Annotated in this window: 17 protein-coding genes and 1 riboswitch; of the genes, 1 reads left to right on the forward strand and 16 read right to left on the reverse strand. The window is 43.2% G+C overall.

Features of this window, described 5'->3' with window-relative positions:
* Nucleotides 1-21: 21 nt before the first annotated feature.
* The 16 genes from cbiB to gpr all read right to left on the reverse strand — a co-directional run bounded on the left by cbiB (nucleotide 22) and on the right by gpr (nucleotide 17,737).
* Complete coding sequence (gene cbiB / locus ACTQ1L_RS08270; RefSeq protein ID WP_441366514.1) at nucleotides 22-1,014, reverse strand: adenosylcobinamide-phosphate synthase CbiB; 993 nt, start codon at nucleotides 1,012-1,014, stop codon at nucleotides 22-24.
* 22 nt (nucleotides 1,015-1,036) lie between these two features.
* Complete coding sequence (locus ACTQ1L_RS08275) at nucleotides 1,037-1,711, reverse strand: histidine phosphatase family protein (protein WP_441366516.1); 675 nt, start codon at nucleotides 1,709-1,711, stop codon at nucleotides 1,037-1,039.
* Nucleotides 1,684-2,130 (reverse strand): bifunctional adenosylcobinamide kinase/adenosylcobinamide-phosphate guanylyltransferase, encoded by a 447-nt coding sequence (locus ACTQ1L_RS08280; protein WP_441366517.1) that lies wholly within the window; start codon nucleotides 2,128-2,130, stop codon nucleotides 1,684-1,686. The genes ACTQ1L_RS08275 and ACTQ1L_RS08280 overlap by 28 nt, the downstream gene beginning before the upstream one ends.
* 88 nt (nucleotides 2,131-2,218) lie before the next feature.
* The gene (locus tag ACTQ1L_RS08285; RefSeq protein ID WP_441366519.1) at nucleotides 2,219-2,983 is read right to left on the reverse strand and encodes an adenosylcobinamide-GDP ribazoletransferase; all 765 of its coding nucleotides are present in this window, start codon (nucleotides 2,981-2,983) and stop codon (nucleotides 2,219-2,221) included.
* A 24-nt stretch (nucleotides 2,984-3,007) separates the two neighbouring features.
* Nucleotides 3,008-3,634: a bifunctional adenosylcobinamide kinase/adenosylcobinamide-phosphate guanylyltransferase gene (locus ACTQ1L_RS08290; RefSeq protein ID WP_441366520.1), complete on the reverse strand. Its 627-nt coding sequence runs from the start codon at nucleotides 3,632-3,634 to the stop codon at nucleotides 3,008-3,010.
* Nucleotides 3,635-4,726: a nicotinate-nucleotide--dimethylbenzimidazole phosphoribosyltransferase gene (gene cobT / locus ACTQ1L_RS08295; RefSeq protein WP_441366521.1), complete on the reverse strand. Its 1,092-nt coding sequence runs from the start codon at nucleotides 4,724-4,726 to the stop codon at nucleotides 3,635-3,637.
* Nucleotides 4,719-6,224 (reverse strand): cobyric acid synthase, encoded by a 1,506-nt coding sequence (locus tag ACTQ1L_RS08300; RefSeq protein ID WP_441366523.1) that lies wholly within the window; start codon nucleotides 6,222-6,224, stop codon nucleotides 4,719-4,721. The genes cobT and ACTQ1L_RS08300 overlap by 8 nt, the downstream gene beginning before the upstream one ends.
* Nucleotides 6,225-6,305: 81 nt before the next feature.
* On the reverse strand, nucleotides 6,306-7,433 hold the full coding sequence (locus ACTQ1L_RS08305) for an ABC transporter ATP-binding protein (protein WP_441366525.1): 1,128 nt from the start codon (nucleotides 7,431-7,433) through the stop codon (nucleotides 6,306-6,308).
* Nucleotides 7,433-8,449 carry a FecCD family ABC transporter permease gene (locus ACTQ1L_RS08310; RefSeq protein ID WP_441366527.1) on the reverse strand — a complete coding sequence of 339 codons (1,017 nt, stop codon included), beginning with the start codon at nucleotides 8,447-8,449 and terminating at the stop codon, nucleotides 7,433-7,435. The genes ACTQ1L_RS08305 and ACTQ1L_RS08310 overlap by 1 nt, the downstream gene beginning before the upstream one ends.
* Nucleotides 8,450-8,549: 100 nt before the next feature.
* Nucleotides 8,550-9,782 (reverse strand): ABC transporter substrate-binding protein, encoded by a 1,233-nt coding sequence (locus ACTQ1L_RS08315; protein ID WP_441366529.1) that lies wholly within the window; start codon nucleotides 9,780-9,782, stop codon nucleotides 8,550-8,552.
* A gap of 7 nt (nucleotides 9,783-9,789) precedes the next feature.
* The gene (locus tag ACTQ1L_RS08320; protein WP_173843826.1) at nucleotides 9,790-10,701 is read right to left on the reverse strand and encodes an iron transporter; all 912 of its coding nucleotides are present in this window, start codon (nucleotides 10,699-10,701) and stop codon (nucleotides 9,790-9,792) included.
* Nucleotides 10,702-10,758: 57 nt separating this feature from the next.
* Complete coding sequence (locus ACTQ1L_RS08325; RefSeq protein ID WP_441366531.1) at nucleotides 10,759-11,970, reverse strand: sirohydrochlorin cobaltochelatase; 1,212 nt, start codon at nucleotides 11,968-11,970, stop codon at nucleotides 10,759-10,761.
* Between the two features lie 227 nt (nucleotides 11,971-12,197).
* Nucleotides 12,198-12,368, reverse strand: a riboswitch (cobalamin riboswitch).
* Between the two features lie 171 nt (nucleotides 12,369-12,539).
* Nucleotides 12,540-13,733: a radical SAM family heme chaperone HemW gene (hemW, locus tag ACTQ1L_RS08330; protein ID WP_321111198.1), complete on the reverse strand. Its 1,194-nt coding sequence runs from the start codon at nucleotides 13,731-13,733 to the stop codon at nucleotides 12,540-12,542.
* Nucleotides 13,734-13,805: 72 nt separating this feature from the next.
* Nucleotides 13,806-15,617, reverse strand: coding sequence for a translation elongation factor 4 (gene lepA, locus ACTQ1L_RS08335; protein WP_321111200.1), 1,812 nt, complete (start codon nucleotides 15,615-15,617; stop codon nucleotides 13,806-13,808).
* A 63-nt stretch (nucleotides 15,618-15,680) separates the two neighbouring features.
* Nucleotides 15,681-16,766, reverse strand: a complete 1,086-nt coding sequence (gene spoIIP / locus ACTQ1L_RS08340) for a stage II sporulation protein P (RefSeq protein WP_321111201.1) — start codon at nucleotides 16,764-16,766, stop codon at nucleotides 15,681-15,683.
* Between the two features lie 65 nt (nucleotides 16,767-16,831).
* Nucleotides 16,832-17,737, reverse strand: a complete 906-nt coding sequence (gene gpr / locus ACTQ1L_RS08345; protein ID WP_321111202.1) for a GPR endopeptidase — start codon at nucleotides 17,735-17,737, stop codon at nucleotides 16,832-16,834.
* A gap of 166 nt (nucleotides 17,738-17,903) precedes the next feature.
* Between gpr and rpsT the strand changes: the two genes are divergently transcribed.
* On the forward strand, nucleotides 17,904-18,182 hold the full coding sequence (gene rpsT, locus ACTQ1L_RS08350; protein WP_441366533.1) for a 30S ribosomal protein S20: 279 nt from the start codon (nucleotides 17,904-17,906) through the stop codon (nucleotides 18,180-18,182).
* Nucleotides 18,183-18,231: the final 49 nt, after the last annotated feature.

Consider the following 18,231-nt stretch of genomic DNA (forward strand, 5'->3'; position numbering starts at 1 on the left):
CTTACATCAATTCTTCCATATTCAAAGCAATATCAAAACAAGACTCATAACCGCCACAGATAAAAGCTCACACAAAAACGCAGTAATATACATCAGCCTGTTTGCACGCTTTATATCATCGTACTCTATCTCACGCAGACCGTTTCCTATGTATTTTTTCTTCACAAGCTTCCCAAAATACACTGCATCACCCGCAAGCTGCACCCTTAAAGCTCCCGCACATACGGACTCTGTCTGGGCTGAGTTGGGGCTTGCGTGATTGAAACGATCTCTTTTAAAGATGCGGTATGCATTTTTTCCATCAAACTGCCTGCCACCGATAAATGCCGAAGCAATCATCAGATATGCACTGATTCTTGCCGGTATGAAATTGACCACATCATCAAGCCTTGCCGCAAATCTGCCAAAATACATATATTTATCATTTTTGTAGCCAAGCATGGAGTCCATCGTATTCACAGCCTTGTATACAAAGCCAAGCACCGGTCCTCCGATTGCCGTGTAAAGCATAGGTGCAATCACTCCGTCAGATGTATTTTCAGCTATCGTCTCAACTGCCGCCCTTGTGACGCCTGCTGCATCAAGCACAGATGTATCTCTGCCAACAATCATGGAAACAGCCCTTCTTCCTGCATCAACTCCATCTGTCCTTAGCGCATCGTACACCCTCATGCTCTCCACACGAAGACACTTTGTGGCAAGAATCTGCCACGTCATGACAGCCTCTGCTATTACCCCGGCATATAAATTTATACTGTATGCTGCCACAATAATAATTACCGACATTGCAAAAGTTGCAAAAATTACAGTAAAAGTAAGAAGCATGCCTCTTTTATATTTTATTAAATTTAATTTTTTTTCAGAGATATTATATCCGGCATCACAATTAAGCCTCTTATCGAGAAAAGAAATGAGTGAGCCGATAAGCCTGACCGGATGCGGTATAAAATGCGGATCTCCTATTAATAAATCAAGCACAAAGCCTGCTATAAATGCAAAAATATGATAACACATATGTTAGTCCTTCTTAAATAAATCATAGCGATATGGGCACTATTTCATTAAACACAATCTCATTGCCCTCAACCGCCACCTCACACGAGTAGCCACAGCCGTTTTTCACCTGGTAATCATAGTAATCCATATCACAGTAATGGCTCATTATCGCCATGATAGTCCCTCCATGCACAAAAAATACTATTTGTATCTCTTTATCAGGCATAGCCCTCTTAAGCTCTAATGCCTGTGTGAGTGCCCTCTCAAAGCCACATATACTTCTTTTGCAAAACTCTTTTCTGCTCTCTCCGTTTGGAAAGGCAAGTGTTCCACCGCTGTCAATCCACGCCTGATATGAGTCCCTGAAACGGATATCTGTGCTAAGTTCCTTATAGCTTTTTAGCTCCCATTCACCGAAATCCATCTCTGCAAACTCTTTTACGATATGAATTTTATTGTGCTGTGCGACCGGCAAAATAATCTCTGCCGTCTGTTTGCAGCGCCTCATTGGACTGGTAATAATTATCTGCTCCTTTAAGCTATTTTCCTCCAAAGCCTTGTATACACCATTATTTAGCGCATTTTTAAGCTCAAAAACCCCGACTTCATCGAGTGGCTCATCTGTCCTTCCCAGATATCTGTGCTCTCTGTTTGAGACAGTGCAGCCGTGTCTTATAAAAATACAGTTTATTTTATTTTCTGACCGATTCCACATATTACGCGAACTACCTCGTCTGCTTTTTTTGCAAGCAGTATCTCTGCTCTGCCTGTCTGCTCCCTGTACTCTCTCTCAAACGCATCAATAGGCACTATGCCGTTTCCAATCTCATCAGCAATGACTATTGTATCCTTATTTTTCTCTGCAAACTGCATAAATTTCAAAATATATTCCTGCAGTGGAAGATTTTTCTCAAGCACAGCCCTGATAAAATAATGGAATTTATCTATTATGAGTATACTCTCATCATCGACGGCAAAATCCCATGGCCAGTCCATGTTTGATGCATTATCATTGCAGGCATTATCTTTTAGAAAAAAGCAGTCGTACACATCATATTTTTCTGTTTTTTCTATCATATTTTCGATCACATAATCAAGCTTTCCCTGTGCCACTCCGCCTATCACAAGCTTCATATTTTCTCCAATTCCAAAGTTTAAAATTCATAGTACAACTTTTATCAAAATTCTTATCCGTACCATTCCTATATTCAAAACAAATATACTAAATAATAAAAGAGACACCACCCAAAGCCACTGCCATGGCGCACTCACATATACACACAAAATACCCTGCCGTATCGCCTGTGATGCCGCCAAGCTCCTTTTTTGTTTTCACATAATAATACCAAAAGCTAAGTGCTGCCGCAATAATCATAGCCACCGCATAAGGCAGTGACACAATGAGTAAAACAGCTATACACAGTGCAAGCTGGATGTATAGTGCTGCCCTCACGATCGTTCTGTGTGCAGTGTCTGCAAACATAAATAACAGTCCATCGCTTTTTGCCGATTTAAATGACACAACAGCTATCCCGCTTAAGCATCTTGCGATGAAAAAGCCTGCACAAAAAACAATAAATGCTTTATCATTCATTATCTGAGAAAAAGCTCCCATGAATAATAATCCGTAGGCTGCAAGCATTATAACGGCAAACGCTCCTATATGTGAATCCTTAAGTATTGCAAGCTTTTCCTCCCGCGATTTGTATGAATGAAACGCATCCATTGTATCCATAAAACCATCTATGTGAAAGCCTCCCGTAACCGCTATCGGAATGAGTGCGCCTATGCATACATAGCAGATATCCGCCACTCCAAAATGAAAGTATATATATCTCCAAAGCATAAGAAGCAGTCCAATCACAGCTCCTATCCACGGAAAGAATACAAGCATGTACTTCATGTCATCATCATTCCATTTGAATTGTGGCATAGGTATCTTTGAATACATGGAAAAAGATACTATGCACGACCTTATTAACTTCATAATACACTTAACCTCCACTCTGCTTCACTTAACCGTCACCGGAATGCCTGCAACCACCTCAACGACACGCTCTGCCATCGCAGCAAGCCCTCTGTTTACAATCCCCATTGCCTTTATGTAATTCATCGTCGATTCATCATAGCAGACTCCGTCTTCAAATACATTGTTTGTCACAATTACAAGCTCAGCAACATTTTCACTTAAGATACTTACCTCTTTTAACACCTTTTTACTCACACGGCTGATTTGAGCAGTATCATAATCCTTCATATTTTCAGGGGCATCCAAAGCCTCTTTCTCAGCTTCGGCAGCCTGTATACCGGAAGCATCTACAGGTGGAAACATCTCATTTGCCACAAGGTTTGACATACACTCAAGCAGTGCTGACCGCCCGGTTTTTAAACTGCTTTCTGATTGCAGCTTAGAAACCGCATTTTGGATATCCCGATGCTGTTCTATAGTAATAAAGCCTTTTCCGGCACGAAGTCTTCTGTGCCTGTCTATCTTCCGCTGTCCCTCATCATCAAATACCTGCATGGTGGCAATGTAATATTTTTCTTTGTATCCCTTTTCATTTGACACATGACAAATATACTTTTCTGCATATGCTGATTTGCCGCTGCCGCTGCCGCCTGTTATAAGTGTAATCATCTATACGTACCTCTTATACTGTGATACCGAGATATCGTCGAAGGTTGTCCGGCCTTTGTATACGCTAAGTGCCATATCCAAAAGCGCAAACATCATCACGGCACCTGTTCCCTCTCCAAGCGCAAGGGATGCTCTTATGACAGGCCTTACGGAAAGTGCCTCACACAAAAGCGCCACTGCAGGCTCCCTGCCCTCATGGGATGGAATGATAAAATCAGTAACTCCGGAAAGAAGCCTTCCTGCTGCCAACGCTGAAACCATGCTTATCACTCCGTCGAGCACAACAGGAATATGGTATAATGCACCGCCTATACACACTCCGACGAGTCCTGCAATATCGAGTCCTCCGACTGTCATAAGTATCTCAAAGGTGTCCTTATTATATAAATCATACTTTTCTATTGCGCTCTCAATTACACGGATTTTTCTCTCAAGCCCACTGTCGTTTAGGCCTGCTCCTCTTCCTGTCACTGTGGCCACATCGCACCTTAGCATGGCGGCTGCCATTGCCGCGCTTGTGGTGGTGTTTCCTATACCCATCTCGCCGGTTGCAATAATTCTGCAGCCGTCTGCCTTACACCCACGCACTATTTCTATACCTGCTGCAATCGCTTCAAGTGTCTCAGCCCTTGTCATGGCAGGCTCTTTTGCAAAGTTTCTCGTGCCCATGCGCACCTTTCTTTGAAGCAGCCCTTTAACACTCTCGTCGCTGTTTATGCCTATATCCACAGGAATTGTATCAGCCCCTACAGTCATTGCCATGCGTCCGACAGATGAAGCCTTCCCTGCCATGGATTTTGCAACTGCAAGTGTCACATCCTGTCCGGACTGGCTGATGCCCTCAGCGACCACACCATTATCCGCACACATAATTATGACCGCCTTTTTTGAAATATCTATATTTTCATCTCCCAAAACAGCGCCGATTTTGGCCGTTAAAAACTCAAAATCACCCATGCCGTCGAGCGGCTTTGCCACCGAATCCCAGTTTGAACGGATTTTTTTGTACATTTTTACATCAGGTGGCGTTATTTTTAATCTTTTTAATTCTTCAACTGTAAAATGGTCAGAAATAATATTGTTTTCAATCATATTTTGCCTCACGAAGCATGCCGTACACTGCATCCATATCCAGATACTCTCTAAGTGTATCCGCAAGCCTGTCATACTGTTTTTCTTTGAAGCCCTTATAGCTTAAAATAGCGCTGTCATTCACATCAATGCCCTTTTTATCGGCAATATAATCCACTATCACTCTGGCTGCCTCTGCAGTATCAAAAATGCCGTGGATGTACGAGCCATACACATTTCTGCCATCAGATATGACATTATTTAACTCATTTTTCCTGTCAGCACAAGCCCCCTGCTCATCTGAAGCTGTGCTATATGCGCTCTTACCCATATGTATCTCATAGCCCAGAAAGTGACAGCCTGAAAGCCTGCTCAATACACCATCTACATGTGCTATTTCACCGCTTGTCTGAAGTCGTGTCTTGCTGTCTTTTAGAACGGTATCTATAGGAAGAAGCTCCATGCCACGCATAAATCCTCCCTCCTCAACACCGTCGGGGTCGGCTATTGAAGCCCCAAGCATCTGATAGCCTCCGCATATTCCAAAAACAGGTATCTCACAGGAGAGTTTTTTGACAGCGGCCTCAAGTCCGTTTTGTCTCATCCACAAAAGATCCCCCATCGTATTCTTGCTTCCCGGCAGAAATACTATATCCGGATGACGCAGCTCATTTACTGTTGACACATACCGCACTGTTACCTCTGACATCTGCTCAAAGACATTGAAATCCGTGAAATTTGATATTCTCGGATATCTGATGACCGCTATATCAATAAGCCCATCTGTCTTTTTGTCAAAGCGCTCTGTCAGGCTATCCTCATCCTCAAGCTGTACATCCATATATGGCACCACTCCGGTAACAGGCACCCCGCCTCTCTCCTCAAGCATCTGTATCCCCGGGTCAAGGATCGTCTTGTCTCCACGAAATTTATTGATAATAAGCCCGCAGACACGATTCTTTTCCTCATCGGTTAAAAGCATAAGTGTGCCAAGCAGCTGCGCAAAAACGCCACCTCTGTCGATATCACCCACGAGCAGCACCGGTGCATCCACCATATGCGCAAGCCCCATGTTTACAATATCATTTTCCTTCAGATTTATCTCCGCCGGGCTTCCGGCGCCCTCAATCACTATGATATCAGCATACTCCTCAAGCTTTTTAAATGCCTTTTTTATATCCGGTATGAGAGTTTTCTTGTATGCAAAATACTCTCTCGCCGGCATGTTCTTAAGCACCCTTCCGTTTACAATAACCTGCGAGCCTATATTATTTGTAGGCTTTAAAAGAATAGGATTCATGCAGACCATAGGCTTAATGCCTGCTGCCTCAGCCTGCATCACCTGGGCCCGTCCCATCTCAAGTCCTTCGTCTGTTATATAAGAGTTGAGCGCCATGTTCTGTGATTTAAACGGTGCCACCCTGTATCCGTCCTGTCTGAAAATACGGCACAAGCCCGCGACAAGAAAGCTCTTGCCTGAATTGGACATTGTACCCTGTACCATAATTACCTTTGCCATATCTATACCTGCTGTCTGAATTTATGTGGTAGTCTGTTGCTTTATCATGAATATTAAACTGTAGTGTGAACAGTAACTTCCTTAAAGCTGTGCCAATTGTTCCTCAAGAAAAGGAATTTTTATAATTTTTCCTGTAGAGACTGCATACTCATAAAGTCTGCTGTTAAACTGCTCATACGTGCCAAACTCTGTTCTGTCACATACAACGCCCTCGCATGCATCAATAAGCTCCTTTGCCTTTTCAATAAGGGCATCGTCTACAGGCTCAAAGCTTCTTGCGCTGACAATCTCAGCAGAAAGCGCCTTTGCCGCAGGATAATCCAGATCATTTTCATAGATGATTCCTGTCGCAAACGGGATACCCTTTCGCTGTAAGCTCCTGAAGCTTTTTCTGCCCATGCCCCCTCCTGCTATGACAAATACCCTCGCCATTCCATCCGGTTTTTCCAGCTCTAAATCCTCTCCTGTTTCGTCAAAGCTTCCTGCCGTAATTCCAAAAAGCCCTGAAACATATTGGTCAGTAAATACCTCCCCGGGAGTTCCGTATCTGTCCACATATCTGCCATCTATACACATGATATGGTCTGACACACGCTTTGCCATATCAAGCTCATGGAGCGACATGATAACCGTAAGATTCTTCTGTCTTTTAAGCCTTTGGAGTATTGATAAAAACTCAAGCTTGTACTTTATATCAAGATATGAGGTAGGCTCGTCTAACACTATAATCTCCGGCTGCTGACATATAGCCCGTGACAGCATAACCCGCTGCCTTTGACCATCGCTTATCTTTGTAAAATCCTTATCTTTTATCTGTGATACATTGACCAGCTCCATCGCCTCATCCACAGCCTTTTTGTCCTCATCCGAAAGTACTCCGAACCGGCCTGTGTATGGATATCTGCCGGTCGCAACCACATCATAGCAGGTCATAAGCTCCGTCTTTAGCTTATCGGTGAGCACAACAGCCATTTTCTTTGCAAATTCATTGCCATTCATCGTCACTACATCACTTTTATCAAGATATATCGTACCACTCACAAGCGAAAGCTGTCTTGCAATACTTTTTAAAATAGTCGATTTACCGGCACCATTTGGCCCGATTAATGTGAGAATCTCTCCCCTTTTCAGGGAAAAATCAATATTTTCAATAAGCGGCCTGTTATCATATCCAACGGCCAGCTTTTGAGCAGTAAAATAATATTCCATCAGACATTTTTCTCCTTGCTGCGTCTTATCATGATAAACAGCACTACCGGTGCACCAAATACTGCCGTAACCGTGCTGATACTAAGCTCCGTAGGCGCAAACATCATCCTTGCAAGCAAATCACAAAACAGGCAGAACACCGCTCCCCCAAGGAAGCAGGCCGGTATCATATATATGGGCTTTGTGCTCTTTAGCATGCTTTTTACTATGTGTGGCACGGCTATTCCGACAAACGATATCGGTCCCGCAAATGCCACTATACATGCGGAAAGCAGGCTTGAAAGCAGAACCAGAAGCACCCGGATGCACTTTATGTTTACACCCAGATTTACGGCATATGACTCTCCGAGCTGATATGCCATAAGAGGCTTTGACATGAGAAAAACAAAGATAAATGTGATTCCCACCACCATGCTCATCACCCCGACGCTGTCCCAGGTCATGCCCGAAAAGCTTCCCCTTGACCAGTTATGCAGGTTTACTATATCGGAATCATCTGCAAATGTCACCACAAACTCAGTCACCGCAGAGCATATGTAGCCAATCATGACACCGCTCACCACAAGCATTGACATGCTGCTTACCTTTCTTGAAATGATAAGCACAAAGCCCATTGAAAGCATTGCTCCCAAAAACGCTGCTGCAATCATGGCCAGTGAGCTCACACGTATGGCATTTCCAAGTAAAAATACCATAACAAGTGCCACGACCATTTTGGCTCCCGATGATATGCCAAGTACAAAAGGTCCCGCGATTGGATTATGGAAAAACGTCTGCAAAAGATAGCCTGCAAGCGCTAACGCACCGCCCAGTATCATCGCTGCAATAGCTCTTGGCATGCGGATATCCCACACAATACGTCCTACCCTGTCTGAGTGATCATAAAGTGTTGCAAATGCAGCCTTAAATGATATGTGTACAGTTCCTATACACACATTCATGATAAGCAATACGATAATTAAGATTATAAGAATAATAAATGTTGTAAAACACCTTATTTTTTTTGTTTTTTCCATGTTGTAGCTCCGCTTTTTATCTTTTTGTGCTATTGATTTTACTGCATTCTGTCATATCCGGTAACAATTCAGCCCACCACATACATTCCACAAATCACAGTTACCTGAGCTTAAACAGATATTTCATGCCGCTGTCGGGTACACCTGTAATCATCGAATGCATATCATTAATCATATATCCGATGGACATAGACTGCTGATACATATCGTTCGTGGTGCAAAATACATTTCCGTCTTTGACTGCCCTAAAATCAGCAAGCACCGGGCACTTGTCCAAAAGCTCAGCTATATTCTTCACCCCGCCGTCTATCGCACTGTTATATATCAGATAGTCAGCATCTATTGCTCCATTGTAGAAATCCTCTAGCTGCATATTCATGGTTGACCTGCCTGTATCGTCGTCATTTGATGCATCAAAAATATATTTTCCGCCGGCAAGCGAAATCATCTTTGGCACATAATCTGTGCTTTTGCGCACCTGAACCTGTCCATTGGATGTGATATAGAAAAATGCAACTGTCGGTCTGCTATCATCATTTGCAGCAGTATCACTTTTTATAGAGGTATCACTTTTTGTGGCATCATCCGTATCGGTACCATCTGTCTTTGCAATGCGATTTACAATATCCACCTGCTCATTAAAGAGCTCATCGGCCTTTTCATCCCTGTCTGTGAGTGCTCCGAAAAACTTCACCCACTCTACTCTGCCGAGCGGCTCCTCTTCATAGCTTGAGTACTCGATTATTGAAGGGATATCAAAGCTTTTAAACTTTTCCGTTACCTGCGGCGAATGGGTAATCATAGTATTTTCTATGGCAAGCGAACAGTTTTCTGACACCAAAAGCTCATAATCGGGCTTTGAATATTTGCCGGCATATAGCATTCTGCCACTTTCAAGAGCCTTTCTTGCACTGTCAATGTACCAGCCATCACTGTCAAGCCCCGAAAATTTAATAGTGTCCACTGCATCAAGCTTGTCAAACATATCCATCACCCCTGATGCGACCAGATACAAATCACTTACAGGCTCCTTCAATACAATGATATCCTTGTCAATATCCTTTGGAGTCTTTCTGCCCTTTGGCACGGTAAGTATTTGGGTACCGTCCTTTGTAGTAAGTATCTTGTATCCACCCTCATAATAGTCAACAGAAAAATTCTTTGCATATAAAAGCTTCATACTGCTCTTATATATAAGACCGTTTTGTGCTTCTGCCTCAGCCTTCGATTCGGTATTCCCTGAATCGGAAGAAGGACTGTCACAGCCTGACAGCCAGAACAGTCCTATAATTGATATCAATATATATATAATTATCTTTTTTCTTCCATGCATAGCTTAATTATTCTCCATCCTCACCAAGCACCTCTGTAGCAGAATCTGAATGGAAGGTGAGTGTGTACTCAACCTCGTGCGGCTTGCTCATAGCAACTGTATCTCCGATAACCTGCATAGGTGTATCAAGCTTAACCGGAATTTCAAATACAGAATTGCCGTCTGTATTTACCGGCATGTATTTCTGTCCGTCAACTATCATATAGTCATAGTTTGGACTGCTCCACTGCACTGTTGCGGTAGCGGCTCCACCGCTTATAGTCACCTCAGCCGGTGATGCAATGCTCGCCTTACCGCTTCCGCCCTCGAAATCGAGATTGATATTGTATGTTCCGTCAGGAAGCTCTTTTCCTGCACTCTCAGATACGCTTGCATCTGCGTCCGCAGGTGTGGCATTTGAAACCTTTACCTTGTGGTCATACCATTTGCCCTTTGTACCGATAAGTGCAAGGTCAAATTCCTCATCCAAAACAGGAACCGGTATATCAAACGCATTGACCTCCTCAGTTGTGCCATCGCCACAATCGACAGTCTCAACAGTTGGCTCTAAAAGCTCAGCCTTGTCCTTTGAGGCATCCTTTGCTGTTCCCAAAAAGAGATTTACAATGTGTGTGGATGTAAGAGCAACATGTATTGTTGCCTTGCCATCCTTCACGGTGAGTGTACCTTTGTTGTCATATGCATCATTCACATGAAACATTGAGCTGTCTGTAGTAAACTCTGCTGTATATGTACCATCTGAAAGTGCTATCTTTTCTGTTTTTTCAGCCTTTTTTGTGCTCTCTGTCGCGTCCTGCACTGCTTTTTTGCTTTCTGTTTCAGCTTTTGCATTCTTATTACCGCAGGCTGCCAAGCTCATGGCACAAACCAGTGTCATTGCAACGATATAAGTAAACTTGTTTCTGAATAATTTTCTCATGTCTGATATACTGCTCCTGTTATTTTATAGCTTCCCCACTATACATTTAAGTAACTGCTACTTGCTCATGGCAGCCGCTGTATGCTCAACATAAAGCTTCTGGATACCCTCAATCTCACCAAGTCCGTTAATCTGTGTATCGATTTTATCGAACTTTCCTGATGCCTTAAACTGTGAAAGCCATGAATCATCATCACTTCCCGCCATATCATTGTTGGCATGGTCTCCTGCAACAACCATAAGCGGACGAAGAATGACATTCTTGTAACCAGCGGCTGACACCTTCTCAATGACAGACTCACATGATGTATCCTCCGGCTCACCCTCTACAGTTCCGATAAATACGTTATCATAACCCAAAGATGTCATCTGGCTCTGCATCTGGCTGTATGAAATCTTTGCTGTATGGCTTGTTCCATGTCCCATAAATACAAATGCTGTGCCCTCTTCCTTTGCAGCATCAAGGCTGTCATAGCCTGCCTTTTCTACAGCTTCCTCTGTGAGAATTTCTGCAACAGCCTTTTTATCCTCATTTACAACTGTTGCATCACTTCCAACCTCACCGAGGAGTGGCTCTGTAATCTTTACAGACTCAAATTTATCCTTATACTTTTCTACAGCCTCTGAAAGCTCATCATACTCTGCGCCATGCATCAGGTGAGTAGGCTGTACCACCAGATTCTTTACACCATTTTTGACTGCACGCTCAAGTGCCTGATCCATATTGTCAATCTTCTCGTCATCTCTTGCCTGTACATGATTGATGATAATCTGTGCTGTGAAGGCTCTTCTGACTGACCAGTCAGGATTTGCAGCCGCTATTGCATCCTCCACACCCTTGATATCAGCCACACGGCTGTCGTTGAAGGATGTACCAAAGCTTACTACAAGAATCTCGTTCTCGCCGATATCATCCTGGTTTCTCGGATCATCCTTTGAAGCATCGCCTGTATCTCTGCCGAAATAGTCAGGATCAGCATTTTCTCCCTCTACAAGCTCCTTCTGCGCGTCTGTGAGCTTGTCCCAGGCCTCCTTAGCCTCCTTGCACTGCTTGTCTGTATCATCTGTTCTCTCCTGCACGTAGATTGCATCGATTAAATCTGCCACATGCATTGCTGCCTCCTGATCTGCGTTTGCGCTTGTCTCACTCTCTGAAGTCTTAGATGCCTGTGTATCATTCTTTGCATCATCTGCCTTGCTGCCACAACCGGTCACTGCTGTCATAGCCATAACTGCTGCCATCAGTACTACTACTAATTTCTTTTTCATGTTTTCTCCTTTTCATTCTCCTTGCAGCTATTAAGCTGCACATGTTTTAAATATGTAAGACGAAAACATTTAAAGCGTCAAAAATAAAAGCTCTTTGTACTATTATGTCAAAGAGCTATACATGTCAAAATCCTTCTAACCCAGACTATACGGCTATCATAACCTTGTCTGTAATTATAATTATTTCATCACGTACAGCCAGTTACTCGTGGCTTGAAACACTATTGTTTCCGTACAACACAAAGGCAGGTCTCCCGGCTTATATATCATTGCTTCGGCCGTCTTCCCGGTTGCCCAGTGACCTATCGGCCGTCACTCCTTAATTACGGTGACGAGTTCGTACAGGATTTGCACCTGTTTCCCTTTTCACCGGAGCCAGCTTCACATCGCCTGTCATAAATCAGATTCAAATGCTTGTCTGCTCCGACACCTTTATGCTACATATTCAGTTTCTTCGTGCGTTGCTTACGCAATCGCCTGAATTATTATATTACAACCTGTAACATTATTCAACAGATTTTTAACTTTTAAAACCGGCACCTGCTATGTATTACAAGCCTTCTTATTTGTTATCCCATCAAAAACTGTGCCATGACATAATTTGCCACATCTCTCCCTCTTTCACTCAGATATATGTGACCACCCTTTGCCACAAGCAGCTCCTGACTCTTTAAGCTGTCCATCGTATCCTTATAGATTGCATCGACGGAAATACCAAAAGCCTTCTCGAAATTTTCTCTGGTGACTCCCTCATTCATCCGAAGCCCCAGAAACATAAATTCCTCCATCTGTCCCTTTTTATCTATAACATCTGCCGATACATGCAGATTACTCTTAAAGATTTCCTCTCCGACATCGTGAATATTTCTGCAGCCGGACAGATAATCGTCAATATCCGAGGTATTTGTATATCTGACATTTTCTATAAGAGAAGCTGCCCCTATTCCGAGTCCAAGGTAATTTTCCCTTGTCCAATATCCGATATTGTGTCTGCATTCCATACCCTTTTTGGCATAGTTTGATATCTCGTACTGTCGGTATCCGGCTTCCTTAAGCACCTCACGGCCGGCCATTTCCATATCATAAAGCTCATCTTCATTAGGCAGGAACTCAGTTCTCATCCCCGCTTCCTGACGAACCATATCAAACTTGTATTTCTCATAAAACGGTGTACCCTTTTCGACTATAAGTGAATACGCTGAAATATGGTCAGGCTGAAGCCTTGTTATTTTGTTGACGGTTTTTAAATAATGCTCTTTTTTCTGCTGTGGAAGACCATACATCAGGTCTACATTTATATTTTTAAAGCCGACATTTCTGGCAACCTCGTAGTTGGTCACAAACTGCTCAAAGGTATGTATACGTCCAAGCAGCTTAAGCTCATCTGCGTTAGCAGACTGAAGCCCGATAGAAAGTCTGTTGATACCTGCATCCCTGTAGCAAAGAAGCTTATCTCTTGATAGTGTGCCCGGATTGCACTCTATGGAAATCTCCGCATCCTCAGCCACATTGAAGCATTCAAATATTCCCTCCATCAAAGCTGCCGTCCATTCCTCGTTCAGCCAGCTCGGCGTACCGCCGCCGATATAAACCGTTGACACCTGATAATCCCTCATCAAAGGGCCATAAAATATCATCTCAGCCATAAGTCCCTTGACATAGCGAAGCTGAGTTGCATCATCAGCCGGGAATGACAGGAAATCACAATATTCACATTTTTTAACACAAAAAGGTGTATGAATATAAATTTCCAGATTTTTCATACTATCCATTTCTCCTATACTTATGCTCAAATGCCCTGTCCATGTCCGGCTCGAACACATATCCCCACCGGATTATTCCTCATCAAGCTTAAGAACACTCATAAACGCCTCCTGCGGTATCTCAACATTACCGACCTGACGCATTCTCTTCTTTCCTTCCTTCTGCTTCTCAAGCAGCTTCTTCTTACGTGAAATATCACCGCCATAGCACTTTGCAAGCACATCCTTGCGCATTGCCTTGACAGTCTCTCTTGCTATGATTTTGCCACCGACTGCTGCCTGAATCGGTATCTCAAACAGATGCCTTGGTATCTCACCTTTAAGCTTCTCGCACATCTTACGGCCTCTTTCGTATGCACTCTCCTTGAATACGATAAATGAAAGTGCATCGACCATCTCCTTATTGATTAAGATATCAAGCTTGACAAGCTCTGAGCGCTCATAATCCTTCATCTCATAGTCAAACGAAGCATATCCCCTAGAGCGTGACTTTAAAGCATCAAAGAAATCGTAGATAATCTCATTTAAAGGCAGGTCATATTTTATAAGAGCTCGTGTCTTTTCTATATACTCCATGCTGATGTAGACTCCTCGTCTCTCCTGACAAAGCTTCATAATCGCACCGACATAGTCGCTAGTGACCATAATCTCTGCAGACACGTACGGCTCCTCCATATACTCAATCTCTGACGGATCCGGCATATTTGAAGGATTGGTCAGATCTATCACCTCACCGCTTGTCTTGTGAATCTTGTAAATAACACTAGGTGCAGTGGTAACGAGGTCCAGGTCAAACTCTCTCTCCAATCTCTCCTGAATGATTTCCAGATGTAAAAGTCCAAGGAAACCGCATCTGAAGCCAAAGCCAAGTGCCAGTGAGGTCTCAGGCTCAAATTGTAATGAAGCGTCATTGACCTGCAGCTTTTCAAGCGCATCCCTTAAATCAGGATACTTTGCACTGTCCGCAGGATACAGACCACAGTAAACCATAGGATTGACCTTCTTATAGCCCGGAAGCGCCTCATCACAAGGTCTGTCAACGAGTGTGACTGTATCACCCACTCGTGTATCCCGGACATTTTTGATACTGGCTGCAATATATCCAACCATGCCTGCCGACAGCTCGTCACATGGTATAAACTGACCTGCGCCAAAATATCCTACCTCTGTAACTACATCAGATGCACCTGTGGCCATCATCTTTATTGTGTCTCCTACCTTTACAGAGCCCTCTCTCAGGCGGCAGAAAATGATAACGCCCTTGTAGGAATCATAGGTTGCATCAAATATAAGTGCCTTAAGCGGAGCATCCTTATCCCCTGTAGGTGCAGGAATCTTTTTAACAATCTGCTCAAGCACATCCTCTATATTGAGTCCTGTCTTTGCAGAAATACGCGGTGCATCCATAGCTTCAATACCGATAACATCCTCTATCTCCTGTGCCACCTCATCCGGGCGCGCACTCGGCAGATCCACCTTATTAATAACAGGAAATACATCCAGATCATGATCCAGTGCAAGGTAAACATTTGCAAGCGTCTGCGCCTCAACGCCCTGGGCTGCATCCACTACAAGTATGGCTCCGTCGCACGCTGCAAGGCTCCTTGATACCTCATAATTAAAATCCACGTGTCCGGGTGTATCTATCAGGTTAAAAATATACTCTTCTCCGTCCTTTGCAGTGTATATAATACGTACTGCCTGAGACTTGATCGTGATACCACGCTCTCTCTCAAGATCCATGTTGTCAAGCACCTGAGCCTGCATCTCCCTGCTGGTAAGTGTGCCTGTTTTTTCTATAATTCTGTCCGCAAGTGTAGATTTACCGTGATCAATATGGGCAATAATACAAAAATTGCGGATTTTGCTCTGATCTATTGACATATGTCCTCCTAATACTTTCAATAACTCATCAAAGTTTATCAGATTTGTGAAATAAAGTCTATATTATTTTAACACTTTATCGAGTATATCTGCAAGAGGTTCCATGGCATTGTACGCTTCCTCCACGGTGTTTGTCTGCGCTCCGACCTCCACGAGCAGTGATCTGGGACACAGATGCATATTGTACCTGTAGCCCTTTAAGTAAATGCGCCTTGCAAACCCCGGATAATACTCATCTGCCATAAGCTGAAGCTGGAATGAAAATGCCAGATTGTCTCCCAGATACTGATTGGGCAGACTGTCAATTGCGCCTCTTGCAGCAGTACGGCACAGCCCGTTAAAAAACATAATCTGTGCCATCGGCTTTCCGTCTATTGTCGTAGCAAGTCTTGTAGTCTCAGCCACCCCATCCCTGTGCAGATCTATAACAACCTTTATTGACGGGTTATCATTTATTATTTTCGTAATTTCCGGAAGAGAGTTTGAGTACGCGTGATCACGGTCATTTACATCATATTGTCCCTTGTGATGAAGTACCTTGTAGCCGTATTTATTTGTCAAAAGCTCACTAAGCCTGTCACCGATTCCTACTACCGTAGCACTCTGTGAATTGTCCGAAGAATCGCAGTAACCCTCCTGTGAATGTGTATGATATATGAGTATGTCCGGCCCGTCTGCCGACCTCTCTATGGACATGTCACGTCCTAACAGATTACTTTCACACAATTCGTCTGCTCCAATGTATGTGGTCTTGTCCACCTGATAATAATTCTTTATCAGATTTTCAAAGCTCATATCCACCTGTGGCATATCCGGCTTGTTCTCCTTGGAAATATTTTGTGCTTCCCCTGCTGCCTTTACAGCTTCATCGACCGATGCAAGCTGGTCCGTGTCAGACATCATACTATTCTTTGCACTGGCATTCTCATTTTCCATTGCAGCAAGCTCTTCGTAAGTAAATATGCTTCCGGCTGTATCCTCATCCTCCAATATATGCTCATCATCGTTTTCTTTATGGACGCATTTTGAACCTGAATATGTAAGTTCCGGAAGCTTTTGTTCCAGGAACCTTTTTCCAACACCGTCTCCACCGAAAATCAGACACAGAATATATATTAAAGCAACAAGCATAATTAATCTCTTCTTCATGACACGTCTCCAATCCAAAAATGATAGTTACCATTTCAATTAATACTATGCTCGCCTGCGCCTCATTATTCGTCACCATACTCATCATTCGAAAATGCCATATTTATGCCCTCAGATATCAGACCGCTAAGCTTCTTTACCTTTTCATCTATATCCTTTGGTGTCACAAACATCCCGTTTAATTTTGGTGATAACATTTTTTTAGTATTATCCCTGCTTGCATTTACCGCATCCGAAACAATGGTGACAGCATCTATAACAGTCGGTATACCGATTGATATGACGGGAACGCCAAGATTTTCACGGTTTATGCCCTCTCTATGGTTTCCGACACCGCTGCCTGGCACAATCCCCGTATCCGTAAGCTGGATTGTACAGCCAAGCCTTTTCGTACTTCTCGCCGCAAGAGCATCAATCGTCACCACAAAATCAGGCTTTGTCTCTTTTACAACACCCTTTATTATCTCAAGACACTCCATCCCTGTCTGAGCCATCACTCCGGGAACAAGACCACATACGCTGTTCACGTTTTCATTGCCAAAGGCATACCTTCCGTATTCCTTTACTATATGCCTTGTGATAAACAGATTGTCAACTGTTCTCGGTCCTAAAGCATCCGGCGTTACATTTCTGTTGCCAAGTCCCACCACAATGGCATGGTATATCTTTTTATCACATACACTTTTAACAAATTCTCTAAGCACTCTCGAAAGCTCCTTTGCAGCCCTGGCAAGACATTCCTCATCCTCTTCATTAATCTGACCCGCTTCGATTGTTACGTATCTGCCCTTCGGTCTTCCGGTAGCCTTAACCGCATTCTCTGTATCAATCGTCACAACACTTACAACAATGCCGTTTTCAAGCTTTTTCTCACTGTATTTCACCCCTCTCATGTCAGAATTTGCTTTCTTAAGACTCTCCTGCGTCTCAACCGCCAGATCAGTTCTGATTGGACATCCTATTTCAGACAAATCAATGCACCTCCACTGTATACTATTCAAAAAAACAGATATATGTTAATTTTTTGCAATTTTTTTTTAAATATGTATTGACATGGCCTTAAGGTTGACATATTATATTCTAGTATGTTTGTGCCAAAGCGTCCGTGTCTGTTTTGGCATACATTAGATTAAATATTTGGAGGTGTACAAGTTGGCTAACATTAAATCAGCAAAGAAAAGAATTTTAGTAACAGAGACAAAAGCTGCAAGAAATAAAGCAATCAAATCAGGAGTTAAGACAGCAATCAAGAAGGTTGAGGCTGCTGTAGCTACAAATGATAAGGCTGCTGCTGAGGCTGCATTAAAGGATGCAACTTCTGCTATCGCAAGCGCTGGTTCAAAGGGTATCTTCCACAAGAACAACGTAGCAAGAAAAGTTTCTCGTTTAACAAAGCTTGTTAACGGATTAGCTTAATACTTTATAGCAATAAATATAAACCCCATCGGTGCCGTCATACCGATGG

This window comes from Agathobacter sp. LCP21S3_B2 (assembly GCF_052118705.1).
In the GTDB taxonomy this organism is placed as follows: domain Bacteria; phylum Bacillota; class Clostridia; order Lachnospirales; family Lachnospiraceae; genus Roseburia.

Bases quoted from the DNA above. Each gene is read 5' to 3' on its own strand.
- cbiB (WP_441366514.1), bottom strand. From the start codon at position 1,014: ATGTGTTATCATATTTTTGCATTTATAGCAGGCTTTGTGCTTGATTTA.
- ACTQ1L_RS08275 (WP_441366516.1), bottom strand. From the start codon at position 1,711: ATGTGGAATCGGTCAGAAAATAAAATAAACTGTATTTTTATAAGACAC.
- ACTQ1L_RS08280 (WP_441366517.1), bottom strand. From the start codon at position 2,130: ATGAAGCTTGTGATAGGCGGAGTGGCACAGGGAAAGCTTGATTATGTG.
- ACTQ1L_RS08285 (WP_441366519.1), bottom strand. From the start codon at position 2,983: ATGAAGTTAATAAGGTCGTGCATAGTATCTTTTTCCATGTATTCAAAG.
- ACTQ1L_RS08290 (WP_441366520.1), bottom strand. From the start codon at position 3,634: ATGATTACACTTATAACAGGCGGCAGCGGCAGCGGCAAATCAGCATAT.
- cobT (WP_441366521.1), bottom strand. From the start codon at position 4,726: ATGATTGAAAACAATATTATTTCTGACCATTTTACAGTTGAAGAATTA.
- ACTQ1L_RS08300 (WP_441366523.1), bottom strand. From the start codon at position 6,224: ATGGCAAAGGTAATTATGGTACAGGGTACAATGTCCAATTCAGGCAAG.
- ACTQ1L_RS08305 (WP_441366525.1), bottom strand. From the start codon at position 7,433: ATGGAATATTATTTTACTGCTCAAAAGCTGGCCGTTGGATATGATAAC.
- ACTQ1L_RS08310 (WP_441366527.1), bottom strand. From the start codon at position 8,449: ATGGAAAAAACAAAAAAAATAAGGTGTTTTACAACATTTATTATTCTT.
- ACTQ1L_RS08315 (WP_441366529.1), bottom strand. From the start codon at position 9,782: ATGCATGGAAGAAAAAAGATAATTATATATATATTGATATCAATTATA.
- ACTQ1L_RS08320 (WP_173843826.1), bottom strand. From the start codon at position 10,701: ATGAGAAAATTATTCAGAAACAAGTTTACTTATATCGTTGCAATGACA.
- ACTQ1L_RS08325 (WP_441366531.1), bottom strand. From the start codon at position 11,970: ATGAAAAAGAAATTAGTAGTAGTACTGATGGCAGCAGTTATGGCTATG.
- hemW (WP_321111198.1), bottom strand. From the start codon at position 13,733: ATGAAAAATCTGGAAATTTATATTCATACACCTTTTTGTGTTAAAAAA.
- lepA (WP_321111200.1), bottom strand. From the start codon at position 15,617: ATGTCAATAGATCAGAGCAAAATCCGCAATTTTTGTATTATTGCCCAT.
- spoIIP (WP_321111201.1), bottom strand. From the start codon at position 16,766: ATGAAGAAGAGATTAATTATGCTTGTTGCTTTAATATATATTCTGTGT.